This is a genomic window from Frankia sp. CcWB3 (assembly GCF_977927595.1).
Genome location: NZ_CDWRCK010000289.1, coordinates 1 through 4,798, shown reverse-complemented (window position 1 = coordinate 4,798; position 4,798 = coordinate 1). Strand labels below are relative to the sequence as shown.

6 protein-coding genes, 1 pseudogene and 1 riboswitch are annotated in these 4,798 nt (G+C 70.4%); of the genes and pseudogenes, 2 read left to right on the top strand and 5 right to left on the bottom strand.

The features are described from left to right. Window positions 1-295, top strand: a pseudogene (locus tag ACY5KJ_RS17650) (hypothetical protein); the annotation flags it as partial. Between the two features lie 161 nt (window positions 296-456). On the opposite strand, the gene ACY5KJ_RS17645 reads toward ACY5KJ_RS17650, so the two are convergent. The 5 genes from ACY5KJ_RS17645 to ACY5KJ_RS17625 form a co-directional block, all read right to left on the bottom strand. Next, window positions 457-846, bottom strand: a complete 390-nt coding sequence (locus ACY5KJ_RS17645; protein ID WP_462188587.1) for a type II toxin-antitoxin system VapC family toxin — start codon at window positions 844-846, stop codon at window positions 457-459. Beyond that, complete coding sequence (locus ACY5KJ_RS17640) at window positions 843-1,130, bottom strand: type II toxin-antitoxin system Phd/YefM family antitoxin (RefSeq protein ID WP_462188588.1); 288 nt, start codon at window positions 1,128-1,130, stop codon at window positions 843-845. The genes ACY5KJ_RS17645 and ACY5KJ_RS17640 overlap by 4 nt, the downstream gene beginning before the upstream one ends. A gap of 19 nt (window positions 1,131-1,149) precedes the next feature. After that, on the bottom strand, window positions 1,150-1,878 hold the full coding sequence (gene bluB, locus ACY5KJ_RS17635) for a 5,6-dimethylbenzimidazole synthase (RefSeq protein ID WP_462188589.1): 729 nt from the start codon (window positions 1,876-1,878) through the stop codon (window positions 1,150-1,152). A 36-nt stretch (window positions 1,879-1,914) separates the two neighbouring features. After that, window positions 1,915-2,112: riboswitch (cobalamin riboswitch) on the bottom strand. Window positions 2,113-2,380: 268 nt separating this feature from the next. Beyond that, the gene (locus ACY5KJ_RS17630; protein WP_462188590.1) at window positions 2,381-2,854 is read right to left on the bottom strand and encodes a hypothetical protein; all 474 of its coding nucleotides are present in this window, start codon (window positions 2,852-2,854) and stop codon (window positions 2,381-2,383) included. Then, window positions 2,838-3,071: a hypothetical protein gene (locus tag ACY5KJ_RS17625; protein WP_462188591.1), complete on the bottom strand. Its 234-nt coding sequence runs from the start codon at window positions 3,069-3,071 to the stop codon at window positions 2,838-2,840. The genes ACY5KJ_RS17630 and ACY5KJ_RS17625 overlap by 17 nt, the downstream gene beginning before the upstream one ends. A gap of 343 nt (window positions 3,072-3,414) precedes the next feature. Between ACY5KJ_RS17625 and ACY5KJ_RS17620 the strand changes: the two genes are divergently transcribed. Next, the gene (locus tag ACY5KJ_RS17620; RefSeq protein WP_462188592.1) at window positions 3,415-4,698 is read left to right on the top strand and encodes a 2OG-Fe(II) oxygenase; all 1,284 of its coding nucleotides are present in this window, start codon (window positions 3,415-3,417) and stop codon (window positions 4,696-4,698) included. Window positions 4,699-4,798 lie beyond the last annotated feature (100 nt).

The following is a 4,798-nucleotide window of genomic DNA, read 5'->3' as shown; positions in this document are numbered from 1 at the left end:
CCCGGCCTCAGCCCCAGCAGCGGCCCCGCCGGCCGTCCCACCAGCCGTCCCACCAGCCGTCCCACCGGCCGTCCCGGACCGCGAGGCGGGACTCGCCGCGCTGCGGACGGCCCTGGCCGCGCTGTTCGAGCCCGAGCGCGAGGCGCTGCGGCTGCCGCCGGAGCGCCTCGCGGGCGCCTTCGCGCTGCTGCTGATGCCCGCCGGCCGGGCAGACGCCCCCGAGCTGCTGACCACCGGGGAACTGGTGGACCTGTTCCTGCACGGCGCGCTCTCGACCGCCGGGCCGAATCCGTGAACGGGCCCGCGCACGGCGGTGGATCCGCTCCCCCCGGCGGCGAGGCCTACGCCGAGCTGACGCCGCGGCGGCGGACCCTGGTGACCGTCGCGCTGCTCCTGACGCACGACGTCCCGGTCCGCACCCCCAGGCTCCGATGGGTAGCGAGCCCGGTCCCCGCCTCAGGCGGGCACAGCAACGGTCAGGCCTTCCTGGGCGGCGGCGGTCGACAGGCGCTTGTCGTAGCTGACGAAGACCAATGACGGCGCATCGAGCCGGAGCGCCGTCGCGAGATGCAGGGCATCCAACGAACGCAGCAACGGATCCGTCAAGGCCGCGGCGGAGACCATGATCGGCTGGTCGATGGGCACGAGCGTGATCCGCGACAGGACGTCAGGGATACGGGGAAGAGCGGCGGGGTCGCTGCAGCGCAACGCTCGGGTCACTTCGAGCATCGCAAACGCAGACGACACCGCGACGCCTGGCCGCACGGCAAGCCAGGAGCGCAGCGCACGCGTCTCACTCTCCGGATGGGTCAACTTCACCAATGCACTGGAATCCAGATAATTCAAGAAGATTCCCCGCGTAGCTCCGCCACCACGTCCGCGGAGTCACGGCCGTCCCAGCTGCCCGTGGACGTCGGTTCGGGGAGATCAGCCAGGCTCGCGGTGGAGAGGGTAACGCGCCCCTCGGCAACGAGTTGGTCCAGGTAGTCACTGCCCGTCTGCGTCAGTTCGGGCACCAGCCTCGCCCACGGTCGTCCGTTGCGAGTGATGATGATCGATTCTCCCGCGTGCGCACGGTCAACCCAGGTACCCACGGCATGGCTGAGATCCCGCAGGCTCACCACAGTCATGCCTCAAGTCTAACAAGTGTTAGACACCCGCTGGCCCGTCGATTCCAGGATCAGCGGGAGCACCGTCCCCGGACGGCATCGCGCCCCATCGCTCGGCGTGGACGGCGTCGGCGAGGGGACGCCGCCGGGCCCAGCCGTGGCGTTCGAGGTCGGGAACGTGCTCGAGGTGGGTCACCGGCCCGAGGCAGAGCCACGCCACGGGCCGGATGTAGGCGGGGATGGCGAGCAGGTCACGAACGAACGGCTCCCGGTAAAATGACACCCAGCCCACCCCGAGACCCTCGGCGGTCGCGGCGAGCCACAGGTTCTCGATCGCCAGGCACACCGAGTACAGGCCGGCGTCGGCGATGGCGTGCCGACCCAGCACCGCCGGCCCGCCGCGGTGCGGATCGTAGGTCACGACCAGCGACAACGACGACTCCAGGATGCCGTCGATCCTGATCCGGGCGAACCGGGCGGCACGCTCACCGGTCAGGGTCGCGGCGAAGACGGCGCGCTCGCGGTGCACGTGGGTGTGGAAGTCCCGCCGGGACCGCTCGTCGGTGACGAGGATGAAGTCCCAGGGCTGGCTAAGGCCGACGCTCGGCGCGGCGTGAGCTGCCCCGAGCACCCGGTCGAGCACGTCGGCGGGGATCGGCCCGCCGGTGAACTGGCCGCGCACGTCGCGCCGCCGGTGCAGGACATCGTAGAGGTTCGTGGGGTGGAGGTTCGTGGGGTAGCTGTCGGTAGGGTAGCTGTCGGTAGGCATGGCAGGCTCCCGCTGTCCGGCCGCCCGCACGACGACGGGCGGCGTCGATGCGGGGCCGGTCTTCGGACTTCCGGATCAACGCCGGCCGTCCGCCTTCCCGGGCCCGAAGACCCAGTGGCTGCGCGGCGCGCATGGACGGCGACTTCCCGGTTACCGCGGCGGGCCCGTGCCGGACCTTCACCGGCTTCCCGATTCTCCCCGGTCCCCCGGGGCACCCCGCGCATGACGCCATTGGGGACGATACAGGATAAATCGACACATCAAGGTGGCGGCGATCCGTCAGCCGGTGAATTTGGGGGACCTGAGCACGGTCTACGGTCCCTGAACCGTGCCTTACTCCCCACAACTCGGCCGCCACGCGATCAAGTGGATCCGGGAACTGCTCGCCGCGCAGGGCCGCGCTGGCGCCGCCGCGAGCCGTCTCTCACCAGGCGAAGTGTCGGCACCGGCCGGTCGACCTCGCCGCGTGCATCGGCCCCGCCCTGGCATCGGCCCCGTGCGGTCAGTCCCGGGTGACGTCGTCGATGGTGGCCGCGATGGCCGCGCGGCGAAGCCACAGGTCCAGCTGGTCGGTGTCGACGCAGGCGAGAATCCGCTCGCGGACCGCGCCAGGCACCGGCACGCCGCGGCTCTCCAGCACCAGCAGCACCGACCTCGCCTCGCCACGGGCCTCGCCGAGAGCCTCGCCACGGGCCTCAGCGCGGGCGTCGATCTCGTTGTAGCGCTCGTTGTGGTAACGCCGGCCGAGGGTCGTCGTCCTGAAAAAGGCCTCCCATCGGGCCCGGGCTGCCTCGGGCAACCGACCCACTGTCACGTCATCATAAAAGATCTTCTTGTCTGGTTCCAACACGTCCAGCGCCGCCAGCAGCGCCGGGAACATTACGTCGATCTTGACATCGTCGAGATGGCAGATCGCCGCGAGCAGCACCGGCGCCGGGCGGGCCGCCGCCAGCTCCGCGTCAGCGACCAGGGGCACGTCGGCAGCAGTAAAGAACCGGGGGTACAGCCGCACGCCGCTGCGGGTGTCCCCGGCGATCTGGTCGCGATACCAGCGGGCGGACGTTGGGGTCGTACAGGCGCGCGTGGTCGAAGGCGGGGGCGTCGTCGCCGAGGAGCTCGGTCTGCACCCAGTCGGGCAGGGACGGGTCGAGCCGGAGCAGCTCGGGCGGCGTCTCGTGGGCGGAGGTGGGCATACCGCCACGATGCCCGATGGGTCCGACAGGTCTGGCTCGCAACCTGCACACCAGCGCCGTAAGGCGAGATGTCCACCTTCGTACCCGGGAGCAGGCCCAGCGCCTCGCGGATGAACTTGGGCAGCACGATCCGACCTACGTGATCGACAACAGCTTCCGTGGGAGAACGATACCAGTTTGATCCCATAGCCGTGAGCGTCGCCAACCGCCGCACGATACTCCTCCAGTGGGGGTGCACGATCGACGGCTGCGACGACTGGGTACCGACACCGGTCGAGTGCGCCCAGCCCTCTAGATTTCTGCGAGAGGTACCGCTTCCTGGGGATATTGGAGGGCACGGGCAATGGCGACCGTGGCGCGTGACCGGCTGGCGAGGATGCTGCGCGGCGACGCGGAGACCACGTTCAGCGTGGGACTGACAGCGAGTAGGGATGACCTGAGCCTCGAAGTCGAGGGCGTCGGGCCCGTGGCCTTTCCAGTCCGGCCCGAGCAGGCCCGCGAGCTGCTCGGGCTCGGCCAGCCCGCCCGGTTCGGCCGCGGCGAGGAGACGCTGACCGACCCGGGCGTCCGCGACACCTGGGAGATCCCGAAGCACCTCGTCCACGCCCAGTGGGACGACAAGGCACTCGACGTTCTTCTGACGACGGCAAAAGACGAGCTGGGCCTGCCGATCGCCGCCGAGCTGACGGCCGACCTCCATGCGCTCCTGGTGTACGAGCCGGGCCAGTTCTTCCGCGCCCATCAGGACAGCGAGAAGGACTACGCGATGATCGGCACTCTGGTGGTGGTACTACCCTCCAGCCACACCGGCGGCGAGCTCGTGGTGCGCCACCTCGACGAGAAGATGGTCTACCGGGGCTCGAAGACGGACCTGTCACTGGTCGCCTTTTACGCCGACTGCCGGCACGAGGTCACCGCGGTGCGGTCGGGGTACCGGATCGCGCTCACCTACAACCTCCTGCTGCGCGGGGACACCGCCCTGCCGGAGGGCGACGAGGGAGCAACCGCCGAGCTGGCCGGCTTCCTTCGCGAGCACTTCGGCACGCCCGTGGCCAGCCGCTACGGCAGAGGCGCGGCCGACCCACCGAACCGGCTCGTCTACCTCCTCGACCACGAGTACACCCCGCGCGCGCTGGGCTGGAGTGGGCTGAAGGGCGCCGACGCCGCTCGCGTGTCCCTGCTGCGGGCCGCGGCCGAACGGGCGGGGTACGAAACCGTGCTCGCGCTCGCCGATGTCAAGACGACGCACAACGCCTACGAGGCGGATGAAGACCTCGGGCACCGAGGAGGACGGTACTGGGACGACTACGACGAGGGCGAGGACTCCGACGACTCGGGCGAGGACGACGTCGAGTACCAGGTCGAGGAGCTGCTTGTCTCCGAGGTCACGCTCACGCACTGGACCGGCCCGGAGGGCACCCGGCTGGAAGAGGCCTCGCTGGATGTGAGCGAGGACGAGGTGTGCGCGTCCACCGGATCCGACGACCTCGAGCCCTACTCCTCGGAGTACGAGGGCTACATGGGCAACTGGGGCAACACGCTCGACCGCTGGTACCACCGGGCGGCGGTCGTCGTGTGGCCCCGCGAGCAGGCCTTCGCGAACCGCGCCGAGACCTCGCCGGCCTAGGCTCTTGACGAGCTCGCCGGAACGATCGCCGCCAACCGCCGGCCCGACGCCAACCGCCAGCCCGACGCCAGCGAACGCTGCCCGCACCGCCGACCCCCGG